Here is a 16,774-nt window from a genome sequence, read left to right on the forward strand (position 1 = left end):
TTTTATTGATTTAATTAGTGTGTTTCGATTATTAATCTGCTAAGAAGCTTCTTCTTTTCTTTACCGGTACTGATTCGGTTTGCGGTACCAACAACTGTTCTTTTACGAAAATGCCGGTCTCTTTTTTCTTGCCGATGTATTCCAGGCGCGAGAGGCTGCCAAACAGGGATGAAATGATCTGCGTGAACCGTAATACTTTTTCCAGGGCATCATTAATGTCAAGGTGATTGTACTGGTAATTACAGAGTGTGGTGATGGCTGTTTCCAGTTCGCCCTGGCTTACCCCGCACCATTCCGTGCAATAACTGATCAGTTCGTCTTTGCTTGTTCCGGCGTAATAATCCATGGTGTTCTTTATCAACCGGGCCATCCCGGCTACTGCCGTGATCATAAATACCGGTGGCTGGTATATATAGGATAATTTGAAATTGCTGAACTCCGTAGCCGTGAATGTGCTGAGGTTCTCACAGATCTTGTAAATAGCATCTGCCAGGTCGTTCTGTTGTTTCTTCTGCAAGATCTTTTGAATGATCTGCAGGGCATACAATTCCATTTGGCCGAAGAATTGTTCCAGACCGGCGTGCACTTCCAGCAATTCATAATGGCTGTTCACTGCCGTACAGGGTGGAATATAATTTTCAACCAGCCGTACAATTTGTTCTTCTACGATCACCTTCCCTACCGGCACCTGAAATTGACCCAGCGACAAAGCACTGGTTTCATGGGCAGGTAATAAGGTGAGGTCATACACCGGCATGGTAAAAGGCATACGTGGTGGCGTTTCTTTGGGGTCTGCAATGCCAAACGGCACACGTTTATACGGATCGATGCTAAGCACCACATAGTAAAATTCTGAGCGGTCTTTCAATTCGGCGAAAGGAACCTGCAGTCCCGGAACACCTGCTGATAATTGCTGACCTGTGAGCGAAGTATCGGTATCAAACTCCATCACATAACCGCCGCGGGAGATAGCCCGGCAACGTTGAATGCGCAGGTGAACGGTCTGTTCATTATCGAGCGATAAAAATAATTTGGCCGAAGTATGATGCCGGTCGAACACCGGTAACAATCCATAATTGTGCTCATTTAAAAAACTGCTTACGGTGTGGGCCTGCCGGTAAGTAAATGCATTATCCTGGGCAAGAAAATGCGTTTTATTGATCTTCATCCCATCTACCCAATTTACCGGTAAGTATTCACTAGTTGACTGCATACTTAAATTTGTTTAGTTAGTTCAATCCTCAATTTTCAATAATGCGGCTGCACACAATGACATCATTTTCCCGGATGCGGTTCAGGTAAATTGTTTTTTCTGAATCCATATATGTGGTGAGTATTGTGTACCATTTTGGTTTTTTATAGAACATCCATCCATACGGTTCGCCAGTGCCGTTTGAATACAGGATCTGTCCCTGTGGGTGGCGCTCATTGTAATCATTTATGAAGTAGTAGAACAGCTCACCCAACTCCATATCTACCGGCGCTTTGGCCCTGAAGTTGGTAAAGAAAGCATCCTGGCCGTTCTTCTGAAATTCGAAACTGATGAGCAACATATTCTTCAGTTTGCTTTCTTCCGGTTCTTCCATTGGTTCATGCACGGGATAATACCATTGGTTCAACACCTTGGGCGGAATGGCCAGGGCGGTGAGAAAGGTATGCCATACAAACAATGGAATAATGAAAAACAGGGCCGACAGCATCATGGACAGTTCCAGTCCTTCGCGGTTTACCCACCGAAAAGTGAGCATAAAGCAAATGGCGCCGGCCAGCATGATCAGCACCGAAAAAATAAGGTCAGGCCAGAAGGATTTTTTGTCTTTGCCCCAATCCATTTTCCGTTGCATCATATAAATATGCAGGCTGCCATATAGCAGGAATAATACCTGGAAGAAAATAAAGTACCGGTCATAATTTGAAAAGAAACCGGCAGCAATGAATAAACCAGTAAGCGAAAATACAGCCACGGAAATCAACAGATACCAGATAGCCTTTTTGCTGAATGGTTTAAAGCTGTTACGTATTCTTTTGGCAACAATGCCTATGATCGTTGAAAAGCTGATCAGGCTTATTCCCAGGTAAAGTAACAATCTGTTAAGCTCGGGTGTAAGCATAAGGTGATAATTTGCTAATGTGCTAATGCGAATACAATTTTTATATTATTCTCAAATGGCTGCATAGCCTAAAATCGGACTTTCATCTGCGCTCAGTTCAACCAATGCACGGGCCCTGTCTATTTCTACATTAATAATGATGTCCGCTTCTGCCGGCGCAAAATAATTGTTGAATACCTGCAGTAACAGATCATTGTCACCTCCGGTGCAATAATCAACGGGTTTGGAGTTCTGCAACGGACCAATGTTATATTGCAAACAGGGATAATCTTCTGTAAATGTTTGTCCGCATACAAGATCATTTCCCAACTCCCCCATTCCCAGGCTGCATGCATTTCCGGGCGCCTGGCAAGCTTCTGCCGGTATCAATGAAATAGTTACTTTTTCCTGCAGTAGAATTTCCAGGCAATCCTGCATTAAAGCAAGATTGCCGGCAATGGCATGCGCATAAGGTAAAAGCAATACCAGCAGCATGGCCGAGGTCCTGTTCAATGCTTCGGGAAACTCCCAGAACGTAAAGAAATAATCATTCAGCAAACCATTGTCCATGCCGGCGAGCAGGTTTTCTTCTTCCTGTTCCAGCAATACCCGTTGCCTGAAAAAGCTATGTTCTACCGGTTGAAAGAATTTCCGGGCCGCCACTTCTTTTTTTCTATCAATACGACTTTGGGCAGCCATTTCAGCCGCAGAGCTATTGGCTTTGGCGCCATTATATGCCTGATGAAAAAGTCCTTCCGGTACCAGGTCGTATAGGCCGGAACGTGACAAACGTAACTGTAATAATTGGTGAAGCCGGGAGTCTTCGATCTTATTGACGGCATACACATCGGTACGGTATTCTCGGTAAAAGCGGCCATCGGGCAACACCACAAAATCATCTGGATGTAAATTGTGTTGTAATGCCTGGTTGGCCAGCGTTTCTGCCTTGATATCGTACAGATAGCCGGAGAGTTTGTTAAAAAAAATTTCTATAGCGTCTTTACGCTGCATGGTGGTTATTGATTAATGGTAAATACAGCTAGTGGCTAGTGGTAAATGGCTAGTAGGGTTTATTTTCGTTATGCGCTATTTTTCGCAGCACCTTGTTTGCCCCTGCTCGCTGCTAACTACTTACTACTCGCCTTGCCCTTCACTTTCTCATTTCTCTGTTTTTCATTCTTCATTTTTCATTTCCCTGTATTCTCTTCAACATTCAAAATTCTGCATTCGATATTCAATATTAATTCTCTTGTTCTATGAACACTCTGAACGGTGTTAGTCCCGCTGATTTGTCGGCAAGCTTCATGGCCAGGCTTTCCTTCCAGTACTGGAGCTGGTTTTTGTCCTCGGCATCCATATAGTCTTTCCGGTTCAGCTTAATGGTAACATCAATGGTTCGGGTAAAACCCTGCGATAACTGTCGCGGCACCATTACGCCTTTGGTTACATTGATATGCTGCGCGGTATTGCCCATTTGCAGTTTGCAGAATATTTTTATGTCTTCCATGCTGATCAACCTGTTGCGCGATAACAGGGCCGATTTATAGGCGGTGATGCTCTCCGATGCACTTAACCGGTTGCGACCGCCAATGGTAGTTGTCATCAGCAGGCTGCTGCCATCGTACATACTTTCTGAGCGGTACGTTTGCAGGGCGGTGCCTGCTTTTATATCATTGCCCCTTTCGCCACCTGTGCTCCAGTACGATACAGCCAGCGTACTTAACGGCGTTTCCTCATCAAATTCTTCTTCTTCCTCTTTTCGTACCACCAGGAAAGGCGTGTATTCTTTGTTTAGTTCCTTGGTGATCATTTGTTGTTCCAGCTTATAAATGATCTGTTGCAAACGCTGCAGTTCGCCCGACATAAAACCTCTGCCCAGTACGGCGAAGGCGGCGCTTTCATCGCTTATCAACTGCACAATATGCTCAACGATCATGGAGGCATCGCGTTCATCAAAGCGGCCTATTCCTCCCTGCCGTAAGATCACCGTTAGTTTTTCCTGTGCGTTCTTTTCAATGGCCCGCAGGTTGTAAATATGGCCATCGTTGTCGGAGATCTCATGCAGGTCAAAGAAAATATCGTTCGATTGCAACGGCACAATATTCAGCATATCGTGCATGGAGTGCAACGTTCTGTTTAACTTACCATTCAGCACCGGAAAACAATTCACCTGGCATACCACATCCTGCAGCACGGCACTGGAAATATTTTCGGGAAATTGAATTTTTATCCAATGTACATCGCTGGCCTTAAGTGAATCCAGCCCTGGCTTATCAAATACCTGCAGCAATTCGGCAGGCCATCCGCTATTTTCGATATTCCCTGTTATATCTTTATCATTGCGACGGCGAATGGTGATGAATTTCGATTTGTAATAATCATTGATGAATTCTTTCAGTTTCCAGCAGGCTGTATTTTTTCTGATCAGGAGTTGCTCAATGTTCAGGTGTTCACCACTGATATTTTCCTGGTTATACCCCGGCACTACGTCTAATTCTTCGTTTCCATAAAACCAGCGGGTCTGCGACAGATTTTGATAGAACAATTCTTTGTTTGCTTCATTCCTTATCTCAAAATAATATTGGGTATTATGCAGGTTGAATCGAACCCCGGTAATGCCAATCCATAAAACACGTTGCTCCAGTTCTTTTCCGGGCGAACAGTGCGTGATCACTTCTTTGGAGATCATTTCCCGGTACCGGAATAATTGATGCCCGGTAGCCAGGTAAGTGACAAGGGCCCTGTTCAGGTAAAAAGAAGCAGTAGGTGCAAAGTAAATATCTTTATACCCTACTCCCCCGTTGAAAGAAAAGGTACCATCGCTTTTCTGTGCGCAATAAAACTGATCGCTTTCGTCCATCCACGCTTCTCTTTCTATTGTTTTCGTATGCATGATGGCATGTGATGGCAATGGACCGCATAATACTTCGGGCGACAATAATTGCACCATGCGTTCGAGTAAGCGGGCGCGTGACGCATGTATTTCGTTGTTTATTTTTTCCAGTTCCAAAGCACAGGCTGAGAATAATACATTCACCAGTGGATCGAAAGACGATTCTGTTTCATCTTCCGAATACCCCCACAGGCGCGCAGCCGTTTTCATCATCCGGTTCTTTATTTGCTCCCGATTTTCCATGTATTAAATATGTATTGCAGATTTAGGTGTAAATCCTTCACGCTATTTATCAGGGACCCAATAATTGATATACTAGCTATAAGATAACGGGCTCACAAAAAAGCTGTCGCGGAAAGTAATGTCTTCGCTGGTAGCGGTAAGAGTGCCGGTTATATAAATGTCAAGGCGTTTTTTTACGCGTCTTTCCGTTGAAAAAACGCTTACTTCTTCCTGTTTTACCAATACGTCTACTTTAATGCCATCCAATCTTTTTTCATGTTTGCGAACGGCATTCAGCAGTGATTCTTTCATCCATTCCTGCTGCCTGGTGCGGGAGGTAAGATTATCAAAATCATGGTCCCAGATGGAGTTACCGTATTCCACATCGCTTTGCATTTCACCAAATGCCGTGGTCACGATCAGGTGCAGGTGATGGCCTACCGATTGTTTTAGATCACAACCGGGATGCTGTTTCTTCTGCATCAGTAATTCCGGGTCCAATGGTAATGTATAATACTTTAGCCGCATGATCTATTAAATTAACGTTACGGGTAGTACGAGTCAACGCAACCAGTGAAGCGTGTCAAAAGGGGATTGTCTTGATCATGCTCTCAGTGCAGCAAAACGAAATTAGTACAATTTAAATTCCAATGTAAATATTTTTATAACCAATTTACGTGCCGTTTGAACAAACAGATGTTTAAATTAAAATAAAAATTCCAAAATTGGTTTAAAATTTGTTGCCAATCAGGGGTTGACGTTATATTAACGTTATAACCTTGTTCCATACGTGACAAAATAAAATGCTCAGTACCCAGTTACCACAATCAAAAACCTTTCTCCATGAATTATAAATATATTGTAGTAGGGATCGATGGCACAGGCTCCCGTGAATGGATGTATAAAGATGGAAGCAACAGCGGCACTTACAAATTTATTCGCGACGTACATTATGGTGCTATGGACATAGACCGGCGCTGGTTTCATGGCCCTTCCAATACGATCACCGGCAGCGATAACGAACCGATCCTGCTGGAGGCGCTGGATTTTATTTATCAACGCATAAGTACGTTATTTCCTTCCATCCGCACCCGGTCGATTAAGCCACTTGAAATGTTTGACGTTAATAGTTGTATGCAGGACCGGGAACGCACCACCCAACAAATGATGGAAAACCAGGGGTATGATGTGAAAACCCGTGTACCGGTAATGGTAACGCAACAAATGTTGAAGACCCAGCCGCTCACAACCGATGATGTGCGCGTGGTATTGATCGGTCATAGCCGCGGTGGTTTGGCCACTACCGTTATTGCACGTATGTTAAGTCCGTTGGTGCGGGTTTATTTTATGGGATTGTACGATTCTGTCGACCGGCAGAATTGTATCGATGGAATGAATGTGGAGAATGTGCGATATGTTGCACATGCCCGCCGTCATCCTGATGTTAAATCCCGTACCTATTTCAAGAACACTTCTCTCAAGTATATAGACGTAGAACAAAAAGAAGAACGCTTCTTTCACACCTCCCATGGTGGTATCGGCGGTTCTTATATTACCGATCCCAGGGAAGTCTCTACTTTTGGCGATTCTGCCTGCCTGGCTACCATTACTACACAAACAAGGGCAGGAAAGATTGAAGCGATCAACAACCCGGCGCTTGTTAGCAAGTTTGGAAAAAAGATGGACCAGATCTGTGCCGAGGGCAGCCAGGAAGCCGATCAGTTTATCAGGGCGCAGGCGGCAAAGTATGGAATTCCGATATCTTAAATAGCGAGTAGTAAGTGGCGAGTGGCTAGTAGGGAGAGGAATACAGCTAATAGCAAGGGAAAACCGGTTACCATTTTCAGCGTTTGCCCCCATAGCGGGGTTACAGGTTGCAAGTTGAAGGGAAATTCAGTTGTATCTGCCTTCTGCTTTAAGCTTTCGGCTTTGAGCTATTTGCATCGTGTATTCCCCCACAAGCTATTTACTACTAGCTACTAGCCAATAGTAACCGGCCTACCTGCATTCTGAGAACCGGACTAACAGGTCATCGGTTGCAAAAGTTATATTTGTTGCAAACCTGACCTTTATGATACCAATAAGCGATCTTCTGCTTTTTGCCCTCGCGGCATTTGGACTGGTAATTAGTCCGGGCCCTAATATGATCTATCTTATTTCACGTTCCATTACACAAGGCCGTAAGGCCGGGCTGATCTCTTTGGCAGGCGTTATCTGTGGGTTTTTATTCCATATTTTAATGGTATCGTTTAGTTTAACGGCCGTGCTGTTCACTATACCGTATGCTTATACTATTTTAAAAACGGCCGGGGTCATTTATTTACTGTACCTGGCCTGGCAGGCCATAAAACCGGGCAGTAAAAATGTGTTTGAGCCCCGCACCGATCTGAAGGCCGATTCGCCCGGTAAATTATTTCGCATGGGCTTTTTTACCAATGTGCTCAATCCCAAAGTTGCCGTCTTCTATTTATCCTTCTTCCCGCAATTTATAAAACCCGCCTATGGCGATGTGTTCATGCAAAGTTTAACGCTGGGTATTGTACAAATTATGGTAAGCTTTACTATTAATTTTATTATTGTGCTGGTGGCGGCCCGGGCAGCCAGGTGGTTTTCTGCCAATCCTAAATGGATACGTATTCAAAAATGGTTTATGGCAAGTGTGCTTACGGGTTTGGCCGCAAAGATGGCGTTGGATAAAGCGAAATGAGTTCTAAGTTTATAGTTCTAAGTTTATAGTTTATAGTTTACAGTTTATAGTTTTATGTTGTTTAACTTCCGGATCTCAAAATACAATTCAATAATTCAAAATTTTAATACTAAACAGCGAGCATTGAACCGTGAACTAAGAACTGAGAACTTAAAACTAAAATGTGTTAAAATCAATCTAAAGTAAAGCGTGCTTATTCCCGTTCATGCAATAACTAAGTATTTTAAAGGCCCCAATCCCTGTTTGCATGAACCGAATTCTACTGCTGCTTTATTTTACCGGCATTTCTATTTCCTGCGCACAGGGACAATCTTATAAAATTTACGGAAAGATCACCAACACCCGGTTGGAGCCATTGGCTTTTGCCTCGGTGCAGGTTACGTCGTGGAAACATGGCACCGTTACCAAAGAGAACGGCACCTATGAACTGGAGCTTGAAAGCGGTAAATACGATCTCGTGATCAGTATGGTAGGTTATAAATCGCAACGGATCACTGTCGTTGTTCAAAAAGCCAATTACCAGCAAAATATTATTATGGAACCGGATGACGCCAAAGGGCTTTCAGAGGTGGTGGTAAAAGGGAAAGCACGCGACCGGTCAGAAGAAATAATCCGGCATGTGATCCATCAAAAAGAAGCGATACAGGCGGCTGCAGGCCCCTACTCCTGCACGGTATATATTAAAGCGGTACAGGAAGATTCATTAAAATTGAAATCAAGAAAAAAGCAGGTAAAGAATGTAATGGTCGATTCGCTGCCAGCGACTGTTAATGTTAATGCCGATCTTGACAGAATGGCGATGGCAGAAATTGTTTTGCAGTTAGACAAGTCGCCCCAGGGTATTAAAGAAGAACGGTTAGGGGTAACTAAACGCGGTAGTACAGAAGGTTTGTTTTATTTATCAACCACCCAGGGCGATTTTAATTTTTACAACAACCTGGTTAAAACGCCTGCTGTTTCAGAAACGCCCTTCCTCTCACCTATTAGTTATAGCGGACTGCTTGCTTATCGCTTTAGAATTGTCAGGACCGAACGCCAGGCCGGGCGGAAAGTATATGTCATCAGTGTTAAACCCCGCCAGGTAAGCAATGCAACGGTAGAAGGAGAAATAACCATTGCCGATAGTTTGTGGGTGATTTTGCATACCCGCTTAAAATTACCAGGCTACCACTTACCGGAATATGATTTTTTTGAAGTAGAACAGCATTACGATCGCATTGCCGATACGGCCTGGATGATCACCCGGCAGCAGTTCACGTATTACTCAAAAAGCAACAGGGCAAAAAAATCAGGCGTTACCATTGCCACGTATAAAAACTTTGCCTTGCATAAGCAATTCGATAAGAAACATTTCGGCACAGAGATCAGCGCTACCGCCCAGGAAGCCTATGAAAAAGACAGCAGTTTCTGGCAAAGCAACCGTACCGAACCCCTAACCGAAAAAGAAGTTCGGTTCATTCATTATAAAGACAGTATTTACCGCGCCCGGCATACCAAGGCCTATCTCGATTCAATAGATCGCATAACCAATAAAATAACCTGGAAGAAATGGTTGTGGAGCGGCCAGGAATTCAACGATCATGAAAAAGAACGGCACTGGTCTTTTCCACCCATCCCTCAGCTTTACCAACCTTTTAATTTTGGCGGTACCCGAATTCTTGCCTCGGCGTCGTATCACAAAACCTATCCTTCCCGTAAAGCCCTTTGGATACGGCCCAACATCAGTTATGGCATCCGCAATCGCGACATCAATGGCAGCCTTTCTGTAAGGCATTTGTATAACCCGTTCAACCGGGGAATTGTTACTTTTTCAGCAGGCAGGGAATTTCAGCTTATTTACCAGGGCGATGCATGGATCAACCAGATCAAACGCAGCAGTGTTTATTTAAATAACGCTTTTGGCATTGCTCATGAACTGGAACTGGCGAATGGGTTATTTCTGTATGCCGATTTTGATATTGCCCTTCGCCGGTCGGTGAGTAATTATAAGACCAATTCGCAGGTAGATAGTTTATTCGGCGAATACCTCGATAACAACCAGGCCGTTGCCTTTGAACCCTATAATGCCACTTATGGAAAGATCAGGTTGGCCTACACGCCCCGGCAGCGATATATTCGCGAACCTAAAGAGAAAATAATTCTTGGCTCATCGTGGCCAACTTTTTACGTTTCCTGGCGAAAAGGCATACCCGGCCCGCTTGACAGCAAAGTGGATTTCGATTACCTCGAATTCGGAGTTGAACAGGAAATCAAACTGGGTTTGGCGGGCATTTCAACCTATAGCGTAAGAAGCGGTAGTTTTTTTAATACTAAAGACCTAAGGTTGGTCGATTATAAATTCCAGCGTCGCGGCGATCCGTTGCTGTTCATGAATCCGCATGAAGCATTCCAGTCGCTGGATTCTACCTTTCCTGTATTCAAACGGTTTTACCAGGGACACTTTGTGCATGAATTCAATGGCGCATTGATCAATAAGATCCCGCTTCTTAAAAAGCTGCAATTGCGCGAAGTGGCAGGCGCCGGCTTTCTGATAGCGGCCGAACGATCGTTGCGCTATGTAGAAACTTTTGCAGGCATCGAACGGGTTTTCAAATGGCCGTTCAATCCGTTAAGCAAATTTAAGCTAGGCGTTTACGTGGTAGGCTCCGCATCCAACCAGTTTAATAACCCGGTACAATTCAAGATCGGCATCACCAGTTGGGACAGGATAACGAATAAGTGGCGATGATTTTTGATTGCTGATTTTTAGATTTAGAGATTGCGGGATTTCCTTACGTTTAGCATTTTGATAGATCTCCAAATCCCGAAATCGCAAAATCAGCAATTTCCTGCTTCTTACCTCCTACCTCGCTAACCTGTTACCAGAAAGGCAACAAGTATTACATTTGCCAGGTAAAATAACAGTGTCATGCCTGCAACAAAAGAGATCAACCCCGTTCCCAAATTAAATAACGACACCGGTTTTAGCACAACCGGTATTATTAATGGAAGCCGGTTCATTAACCGCGACGGAACGTTTAACCTGCATAAAAAAGGATGGCCCTTCTGGGACCGGTTCAGCATCTTTTATACCATGATCTCATTGCCTTTATGGCAATTCATCATCATCATTGTTTCATTCTTCTTTAGCATTAACCTGCTGTATGCCGGCATATATTATTGGATCGGCGCTGAACAATTCACGGGTTTTGTTGCCACTACACCTGTCGGTATATTTAAGGAATTATATTTTTTCAGCACAGAAACTTTTACAACCGTGGGCTATGGGCGGGTAAATCCCGTTGGCGATGCAGCCAACCTGGTAGCGGCTGTGGAAGCCATGAGCGGTTTTCTTTCTTTCGCATTGGCAACCGGTCTTATCTACGGACGATTTGCCCGTCCACGTGCGCACCTTGTTTTCAGCGATCATGCGATCGTTGCGCCGTACCGCGATAAAACGGCGCTGATGTTCCGGTTTGCCTGCTATAAACAAAACCACGCGTTAAGCGATGTTACCGTTCAGGTGAACCTGGCCATGCTCATTCAGGAAAACGGCGAGCCGAAATACAAGTATTACACGTTACAATTGGAACGCAGTAAAATTGAAAGCATGCCAATGAACTGGACGGTGGTGCATCCTATTGATGAACAAAGCCCGCTGGCCGGTTTTACCAATGAAGACCTGGCAACTACCGATGTGGAATTGTATGTAATGGTTCGTGGTTTTAATGACGTATATGGCAATACGGTGCAGCAAAGAACGTCCTATACCTACCAGGAAATTCATTATAACCGCAAATTCGTTTCCATGTACCAGGAAACCGCGAAAGGTACGGTGATGGAATTGCATAAGTTAAGCAAACATGAAGGAGTAGTTCTTTAGTTATTAAGTTCCTTAGTTATTAAGTTCCTTAGTTATTAAGTTTTTGAGTTTTGTTTTGAGCCTAAGAAATCAAGACCTTGGCAACCTGTCAACCTGTTAACTTATTAACTTAAAAAAATACTTCATCTTGGCAAATTTATTGCTTATCAGCAGAGACCAATAAGTATATAACCGGGTGAACAAGAGGCAGACTGGACTGTTCATCAAACCTAACCGTACAAAGCAATGATAAACCAGCAAGCGATTACATTAGCAAAAATATTGTGGAACTACCATCAGTTGCACCATACCCTGGTGCCATCTGATTGTATTTTGGTATTGGGCAGTCTCGACACCCGCACTGCCGATCGGGGCGCTGATCTATATTTGCAGGGTTATGCGCCCATTATCATATTCTCAGGTGGATTAGGTAAATTAACCAAAGACGTATGGGCCGGGACCGAAGCCGACCTGTTTGCTACCATTGCCCTCGACAAAGGGGTGCCACGGGAAGCTATCTTCATTGAAAATAAAAGCACGAATACGGGTGAGAATATTTTATTTACACAACAGTTGCTGAAAGAGAAAAACCTCCACCTGCAAAGTTTTATTGTGGTACAAAAGCCATATATGGAGCGCCGCAGTTATGCAACATTCAAAAAACACTGGCCCGATAAAGACCTGCTCGTCACTTCTCCCCTGCTCACCTTCGAGGAATATCCCAACAACGAGATCTCTGTTGAAAAACTCATCAACATGATGGTGGGCGATCTGCAGCGGATAAAACTATATCCCGAAAAAGGGTTCCAGGTATACCAGGAAATTCCGGCTGAGGTTTGGAAGGCATTTGAGGAATTAGTAGAGATGGGGTTTGATAAACAATTGATGAAATAATGCTAGTGGCAAGTAGTAAGTAGCGAGTGGGGCTTTTATTCTTCACTCTCCGCGTTTGTTTGTCTTCCCTACTGGCCACTAGCTACTTACTACTCGCTAGTCTATTCAAAAACTACCGTCTTATTCTTATAAACAAACACCCTGTCCTCAAACACCAGGTGCAATGCCTTCGCCAGCACCGAGGTTTCTATTTCCTTACCGGCTTTCATCATGTCGCCGGAGGTATGGGAATGCGTTACCGGAATGATCTGTTGTGCGATAATAGGCCCTTCATCCAGCTCGTTGGTCACAAAATGGGCTGTGGCGCCAATTAATTTCACTCCGCGTTCATAAGCCTGCCGGTACGGACTGGCGCCTACAAAGGCCGGCAGAAATGAATGATGAATGTTGATGATGCGGCCGGTATACCGCGCCACAAAATCGGGCGATAAAATGCGCATGAATTTCGCCAACACAATATAATCGGGGGAATACTTGTCTACCAAACTGGTCAATTGTGCTTCAAATGCCTCTTTTTCTTTCTGCGTATGCGATACGAGGTAAAAAGGAATGTCGAAGCGCTGGCAAATGTTCTGTAAGGTATCGTGGTTACCAATAACGCATTGCACCTGTGCGCCCAGGGTCTTAAAATAATGGCGGATGAGGATGTCGGCCAGGCAATGGTATTCTTTAGTTACCAGCACCACCACTTTTTTCTCGGGTAATGGGTTAACTTTTATCACCGCATCCGGCGGCAACACTTGCTGCAGTTTTACCTCAAGCGCCAGGGAATCGGTTTCCTGTTCAATATGTACCCTGATAAAAAAACGGTTGGCTGCTTTATCAACATGCTCGCGCAACGAAACAATATTCAGTTGCTCCGTTGCCAATACACCGGTAATGCCGGCAACAAGTCCGATCTGGTCTTTACATTGAATAACAACGATCATACGTAACAATAAGGAAAGCAAGATAATCATTTGGATTTATATAACCGTGCCACGGTTCCAAACCGTGGCACGGGCTTCTTTCCTTCTCATGTTACCCGCTTAAAAATTGGCTGAAAGACTGATATAATAATATCCGCCATTCATGCCAAACTGGGTTGCGTTGCGACTGTAAACAAAACGTCCATCCGACGTATTGCTGTAATAGATATTTCCTTTATCGCCTTTGCCATCGCGGAACCACTTTAGTTTATCGGGATACACATCAAATAAATTATTAGCGCCAATGGTTACCCGAACCCGGGGATGTACGCTGTAACTGACGCTGGCATCTGTAATGATCTTTGCCTCATAGGTTTCATCCAGTTGTGGGTTGATATTCCAGGAAGAAACTGCGCCGAACCGGGTTGCCCGGATCATGGCGCCTATTTTGTTGTATTGGTAATTGGCCGAAGCCGAAATTTTGTTTTTAGGGTTGGCCAGTTCTACCCGGGATTGTTCAGCCCGGTCGAAGAAGAAATAATTACCAAGTGAATCCGGAACAGCAGGAATGTTCTCTGTGCCCTTTACTTTTTTGATTGTCGTTTCATTAAAGTTGGCAGCCAGTGTCAGATCGAGATTGCCTTTACCCACCTGCGGACTTACCGAAAGGATCACATCCAACCCCTGTGTTTTTGTATCGATGATGTTTGAAAATGCCTGTACTACCTGCACATCGGGGGGGATGCCGGCATTATTCAATACAGGGCCAACCGCTGGGTTCGATCTTCTGAACGGACCGGCCAGCAGAATACGGTTCCTGATATCGATGCGGTAAGCATCAATTGTAAGCGAAACATTTCTCCCTGGTTTTGAAGTAATACCTAAACTATAATTTACCGAGGTTTCTTCTTTCAGGTCTGGAATGCCTAATGCCTTTGCTATAGGATCGTTATTGCGCACCGTTAACGTATTACTGGGCGATAAGCTGCCGCCAACTATCTGGAACTGCGTACTGGTGTTATTAAAATAATACTGGTGAATTGACGGTGCTCTGAAACCATTGCTGATGGCCCCGCGAATAGACAACGCATCGAGCAATTTATACCGCAAGGCCAGCTTACCGGCCAGGGCATTTCCAAAGTCACTGTAATGTTCAAAGCGGCCGGCCACGTTCACCAGGAATTTTTCGGTGATATCAGATTCCACATCCACATACGTGCTTACCACACTACGCGTTTCGTCTACTGCGTTGGAAGGCTGATAGCCCGGGAAAACCTGCGCCCCGCCTACCTTGCCTGAATTGGGATCATAGTTCCGCCACGACTCTTCCTGTCCGGGCGTTATCTTGAACATGTCAAAACGCGCTTCCGCACCAATGGCTACGTTAAACGATGACAGGTTGAGCTTCGATCCAAGATCTTTTGAAAAGTCGACGTTGGTAGTGCTTTGCCGGAAAGCCAGTTTACCACAATAGAAATCAGTGGGCGAATTGACACCCATACTGGCATTGTTTGAATTGCTAACATCAAACCTGAATTGGTTACCGCCATAAACGCTGCTTACATCCCAGTTCCAGGCGCTTGCGGTTTTACCTTTAATGCCAGCCAGCAATGAATGGTCGTTGATCTCCGATTCTATATAAGGAAGAAAGCCGCGCGGGTACAATTGCGCTACTACCTGGGTAGTTTGTTTAGGATACCGGTAAAAACCGGCTGCTTTTCCTTTACGAAAACTGTACATGCCGGTTGCATAAAATTTAGTATTGGCTGAAATGGGTAGTTCCAGGTTCGCCTCAGCATAGGCATTCAATTGTTTTGAATTACCGATGTACATATTGTTCTTTCTATCCCAGCCACCGTTTTGTGCAATGAGGGCGCTGTCCTGCGAGGCATTGTTCGAAAATACAGTCCCCAGGAATTCACCCGCCCGGTTGGTGGGTTCACGACGCCGTATTTCAGCAGTAAGGTTCAATACGCCTTTACCAAGTTTGAGTCCGTGGTTTACGCCTAACTGCAAATTGGCGCCATCGCCGGCATATTGTTGCCCGGCATGCGTAAATACCTGTGTACCTGTTTTCTTTTTCAACACCACATTGATCACGCCTGCAATGGCATCGGAACCATATTGTGAAGCGGCGCCATCGCGTAATACTTCAATGCGTTCAATACTGCTGGCAGGAATGGAATTCAGGTCGGTGCCTACAGAACCTTTACCAACCGTGCCATTGATATTTACAAGCGCCGTATTGTAGCGGCGTTTACCGTTTACCAATACCAGCACCTGGTCGGGGCCAAGGCCGCGCAAGGAAGCCGGATCAATATGATCGGTTCCATCGGCAATGGTTTGCCGGTTCGAAACAAAGGATGGCGCTGTGAATTGAATTTGTTGCGCCGGTTCAATTTGGCCGGTGGCCAGTAAGTCTTTGGAAGAGATCACATCTACGGGTACCGGCGATTCAACATTTGTTCTTGGCCTTAATGAACGGGAGCCTACCATTACAGTGGTTAGTTCGGCCACGGCCTCTTCCATGGAAATATTCAGCTCATGCTGGCTGCCGATGGTTATTTCTCTCGACTTAAAACCAATGATGGAAATAATAAGCACATCGCCTTCATTGGCATCGATGGTAAAAACGCCGTTGGCATTGGTAGATGTGCCCCCCGCTTTATCTTTTACTACAATGCTTACTCCAGACAAGGGCTCGCCTTTTGCGTTGGTTATTTTTCCGGTAATGGGCACGGGTGTAAATGCAGGAGCGGCCTCCGGTTCAACACTGGCATTGTCGGCATGCTGCCGTTTTAAAATTACTTTATCACCCACTACTTCGTAATCCAGGTTTAAATAACCGGTCAGTTCATCCAGGATTACTGATAGTTTTTCTTTTGATTTACTGATAGTGACCAGCCGGTGGCTTTGTATTAATTTTGGACTGAACACAAACACCACTTTTGTTTGTTCTTCAATCTTGCTTAATACATACTCCAACTTTTTTTCCTTAATGTTTAGTGTTACTTCACGGTCGAGTACACCCTGACTGTGGCCAGGCGCCGCATACCCGATAACGGCAAATAGAACAGCCAGTATCAGTTGCAGAACGGCATACTTCATTGCGCTGAGCCAAAAAGGGGATCTGAGCAAAGCGATATTTCTCATACCTTTGAGCGTTTTTGGTTAATACGATTGATCAAAAGCAATCCCGGCTTCTTTTCCAAAAGAAGC

12 protein-coding genes are annotated in these 16,774 nt (G+C 44.6%); 5 read left to right on the forward strand and 7 right to left on the reverse strand.

From position 1 onward, the window contains the following. Positions 1 to 31 precede the first annotated feature (31 nt). From FAM09_RS17555 to FAM09_RS17575, 5 genes are all read right to left on the reverse strand, one after another. Positions 32 to 1,213, reverse strand: a complete 1,182-nt coding sequence (locus FAM09_RS17555) for a hypothetical protein (RefSeq protein ID WP_136578427.1) — start codon at positions 1,211 to 1,213, stop codon at positions 32 to 34. Between the two features lie 28 nt (positions 1,214 to 1,241). Further along, complete coding sequence (locus FAM09_RS17560) at positions 1,242 to 2,111, reverse strand: TssN family type VI secretion system protein (RefSeq protein ID WP_136578428.1); 870 nt, start codon at positions 2,109 to 2,111, stop codon at positions 1,242 to 1,244. 51 nt (positions 2,112 to 2,162) lie between these two features. Next, positions 2,163 to 3,101: a hypothetical protein gene (locus FAM09_RS17565; RefSeq protein ID WP_136578429.1), complete on the reverse strand. Its 939-nt coding sequence runs from the start codon at positions 3,099 to 3,101 to the stop codon at positions 2,163 to 2,165. Positions 3,102 to 3,330: 229 nt separating this feature from the next. After that, entirely contained in the window at positions 3,331 to 5,226 is a 1,896-nt protein-coding gene (locus FAM09_RS17570) for a type VI secretion system baseplate subunit TssF (protein ID WP_136578430.1), read from the reverse strand. A 72-nt stretch (positions 5,227 to 5,298) separates the two neighbouring features. Further along, complete coding sequence (locus FAM09_RS17575) at positions 5,299 to 5,733, reverse strand: GPW/gp25 family protein (RefSeq protein ID WP_136578431.1); 435 nt, start codon at positions 5,731 to 5,733, stop codon at positions 5,299 to 5,301. Positions 5,734 to 6,048: 315 nt separating this feature from the next. Here FAM09_RS17575 and FAM09_RS17580 point away from each other — a divergent pair, with 315 nt between their 5' ends. From FAM09_RS17580 to FAM09_RS17600, 5 genes are all read left to right on the forward strand, one after another. Then, a complete protein-coding gene (locus tag FAM09_RS17580) occupies positions 6,049 to 6,972 on the forward strand; it encodes a hypothetical protein (protein ID WP_136578432.1) in 924 nt (307 codons plus the stop codon). Positions 6,973 to 7,276: 304 nt separating this feature from the next. Beyond that, the gene (locus tag FAM09_RS17585; RefSeq protein WP_136578433.1) at positions 7,277 to 7,912 is read left to right on the forward strand and encodes a LysE family translocator; all 636 of its coding nucleotides are present in this window, start codon (positions 7,277 to 7,279) and stop codon (positions 7,910 to 7,912) included. A gap of 247 nt (positions 7,913 to 8,159) precedes the next feature. Continuing rightward, entirely contained in the window at positions 8,160 to 10,640 is a 2,481-nt protein-coding gene (locus FAM09_RS17590; RefSeq protein WP_136578434.1) for a DUF5686 and carboxypeptidase regulatory-like domain-containing protein, read from the forward strand. Between the two features lie 180 nt (positions 10,641 to 10,820). After that, positions 10,821 to 11,774, forward strand: a complete 954-nt coding sequence (locus FAM09_RS17595) for an ion channel (RefSeq protein ID WP_136578435.1) — start codon at positions 10,821 to 10,823, stop codon at positions 11,772 to 11,774. Positions 11,775 to 11,999: 225 nt separating this feature from the next. Beyond that, a complete protein-coding gene (locus FAM09_RS17600) occupies positions 12,000 to 12,647 on the forward strand; it encodes a YdcF family protein (RefSeq protein ID WP_136578436.1) in 648 nt (215 codons plus the stop codon). Positions 12,648 to 12,748: 101 nt separating this feature from the next. On the opposite strand, the gene purU is transcribed toward FAM09_RS17600, so the two are convergent. Both purU and FAM09_RS17610 read right to left on the reverse strand, forming a co-directional pair. Next, positions 12,749 to 13,606 carry a formyltetrahydrofolate deformylase gene (gene purU / locus FAM09_RS17605; protein ID WP_243751696.1) on the reverse strand — a complete coding sequence of 286 codons (858 nt, stop codon included), beginning with the start codon at positions 13,604 to 13,606 and terminating at the stop codon, positions 12,749 to 12,751. A gap of 69 nt (positions 13,607 to 13,675) precedes the next feature. Further along, on the reverse strand, positions 13,676 to 16,708 hold the full coding sequence (locus FAM09_RS17610; protein WP_136578437.1) for a TonB-dependent receptor: 3,033 nt from the start codon (positions 16,706 to 16,708) through the stop codon (positions 13,676 to 13,678). Positions 16,709 to 16,774 lie beyond the last annotated feature (66 nt).

The sequence above is a fragment of the Niastella caeni genome, assembly GCF_004834005.1.
Taxonomy (GTDB): Bacteria; Bacteroidota; Bacteroidia; order Chitinophagales; family Chitinophagaceae; genus Niastella; species Niastella caeni.